2 protein-coding genes and 2 pseudogenes are annotated in these 2,509 nt (G+C 36.9%); 1 reads left to right on the top strand and 3 read right to left on the bottom strand.

Going from position 1 to position 2,509, the window contains the following annotated elements; all coding sequences use genetic code 11:
• Window positions 1–53 precede the first annotated feature (53 nt).
• Both PSE7429_RS21465 and PSE7429_RS21460 read right to left on the bottom strand, forming a co-directional pair.
• On the bottom strand, window positions 54–257 hold the full coding sequence (locus tag PSE7429_RS21465; RefSeq protein ID WP_009629474.1) for a hypothetical protein: 204 nt from the start codon (window positions 255–257) through the stop codon (window positions 54–56).
• A gap of 238 nt (window positions 258–495) precedes the next feature.
• Window positions 496–1,179, bottom strand: a complete 684-nt coding sequence (locus PSE7429_RS21460; RefSeq protein WP_144052559.1) for a hypothetical protein — start codon at window positions 1,177–1,179, stop codon at window positions 496–498.
• A gap of 69 nt (window positions 1,180–1,248) precedes the next feature.
• Between PSE7429_RS21460 and PSE7429_RS21450 the strand changes: the two are divergent.
• Window positions 1,249–2,304 (top strand): annotated as a pseudogene (locus PSE7429_RS21450) (ISKra4 family transposase).
• A gap of 10 nt (window positions 2,305–2,314) precedes the next feature.
• On the opposite strand, the pseudogene PSE7429_RS27390 reads toward PSE7429_RS21450, so the two are convergent.
• A pseudogene (locus PSE7429_RS27390) lies at window positions 2,315–2,509 on the bottom strand (hypothetical protein); the annotation flags it as partial.

Raw genomic sequence — 2,509 nt, 5'->3', positions numbered from 1 at the left:
TATCTTTAATTTATCAGCTTTTGCCTTTTTGTCAATTTCCCTTGGTTGAGCAATTACAATTTTTCATCATTAAAATCTGGCTCAACTTCTTCTATCTTTAAATTTTCTTTCTTTAAGGGAGTAGGTTTTGGCTTGAAAATTTCTACTATTTTTGATTTAACTGTTGAATAGTCTGGCGCTTCTAAATTTTTTTTATATTCACATGATGTGGTAGTAGTGAGAATTATAATAACAAAGATATACTGTTTTTTTAGCATTTAGATATTAAGGTGTATCTTATAAATTAAGTCAATCGAGTATCTATGCTTTATGTTTCTACATATAAAAATATAGTTATATATCCTTTAGAGTTTCAAGGTATATCCAAGCATTTTTTGCGATTTCACTAGCCTTATCTTGTACATTTACAAGATACCGAGCATTAGTAAATTTTGCTATCACTACATCCTTATAATTAGGATTAGGATCAATCAGTTGGCATAGTAAATACAGAAATTAAAATTGATTTTCTATTGCAGAATTTGCCATTTCAATAAGCTCTTGTAAGCTTTTTAAGTCATAAATACCGACTCTATATTGAACCCCACCTTGTCTCCAAAAAATGAAACCAGGACCGAGATAAGCTCCAAATGAAGGTGGCAGATAAAAACCTGATATTTCTCTGGCAAGAGTAATTTCTTGTGCATTTCCAAATCTATTATCATTTTTTTCGGGATGACGATTCATCTTGTGTAGTTGGATGCCTGACAATGAATCCTGATGGATAATTTCACCTTCAATGAAGCCATAAGTACAGCCTCTTGTGCCTCGACAATCCTTAACTTTACTAAAATTTATCCCAAATACATTTTTTGATACATAACCAACTTCTCCAAAAAGGTTTTCATCGATCAATGGGATAACCAGAGGCACTTTTGTCTTTATTCGAGTTTCTTGAATAGCTGCTTCTAGATTTAGTGGAATCAATTGTGCCAAAACCTTAGCATTGCATTCTAATAGTCTGCATTTTTCATTCATCCAAATATTTTTATCTGATTGACTGGTAACTTTTAACTGGCTTGTGATTCTTGATGGATCAAAATTAAGTGTTGTCATTACTAATGCGAAAAACACAAAGATGTTCATATCTTTTAACCTTTTTCTCCCTCTTTCTGTATCTTTTGCTTGGGAGCATCTCACTAATGCAATGAGTATTTCTACTTATAGATGACATATGAGAAAATGAATAAAAAATGAAGGTTAAAAAAGATGACACCCGAAGAAAGCAAAGTTCTGAAAGAACATCTAAAAGCTGCGGCGGCAATTCTATTGAATAATACCCCAAAAGAAGAAGCTAAAAAGCTTTAACAGCATAGAATTAGCAGTCAGAGACCACTTGCTCAAAGAAGTAGCACCAGAGATCGGAAATTTTTTTAATCAGCAGCAGCAAAACAAGAACAGGAAGAAGCAGAAAGATCCAGACCAGTCTAGGAACATGGCAAATTAGAGTCAAACAAGTTGCACAATTAGGTTTGAAAAAACGCAGCCGATTGAGTCCGCAGCTAGAAGCAAATTGTCTATTGCTGAGTGCCAACGTTTCTTACGAAAATGCGGCTCGGGACTTGCACAAGCTAACGGGAATATACGTTGACCACAGTACCCAGCAGAGGCTAGTCCACCGTCAAGAATTTGCAGAATTAGAATAGGGGAAACGATTACAGAACTTAGTATTGATGGTGGTAAGGCAAGATTACGCACAGAGAAAGGACAAGCCAGTGAATGGCGTGACTACAAGGCTGTAACTCTCAACAAACAAACTTGTGCAGCGTTCTTCCAAGAGAATGACAAACTGCTAGCTTCAGTAAATGCACAGCTTTTGGCTGACCCAGTTACTTGTTTAGGAGATGGACATCCGGGAGTGTGGAATTTAATGGCAGATATTGCTACTACATCGCAACGACGTGAAATTCTTGATTGGTATCATCTCAAGGAAAATCTGCATAAGGTTGGTGGTTCTAACAAACGGTTGCAGGATGTTGAAACTAGCCTCTGCGGGGTAATATCGACTCAGCCATTGCTGCCTTTGCCGATTGGGACAATCCTCAAGTTACGAACTTTATAGCCTATCTCGAAAGACACCGCCTCCGTATCCCTGACTACCAAGCTTTTCAAACACAAGGAATTACCATTGGCTCTGGTGCTGTTGAATCTACTATCAAGCAAATTGGGCGTAGAATCAAAATATCTGGTGCTCAGTGGAAGCGCGATAATCTTCCCCAAGTTCTTAAACATCGTTGCGCTTATCTCAACCTCAATCTTGCCTAAGTATATTTACTCAGTGCCTAATTGAGATGCTCCCTTTAGTCTTGACTCCGACCTTAGTTTTTTTGTCACGGGAAAGTAAATTTAAGCCAACATGACGAATAACAGCTAAGTTTTCAGCAGTATAGCCTCGACAACCTTGAGAAGCATCTTCATACAAAACCCAACATACAAAGAATCCAATGCAGTTGATTTTCGATACTCCAAT

It is taken from the genome of Pseudanabaena biceps PCC 7429, from assembly GCF_000332215.1.
Classification (GTDB): Bacteria; Cyanobacteriota; Cyanobacteriia; order Pseudanabaenales; family Pseudanabaenaceae; genus Pseudanabaena; species Pseudanabaena biceps.
This window is presented reverse-complemented; position numbering and strand designations above follow the sequence as displayed.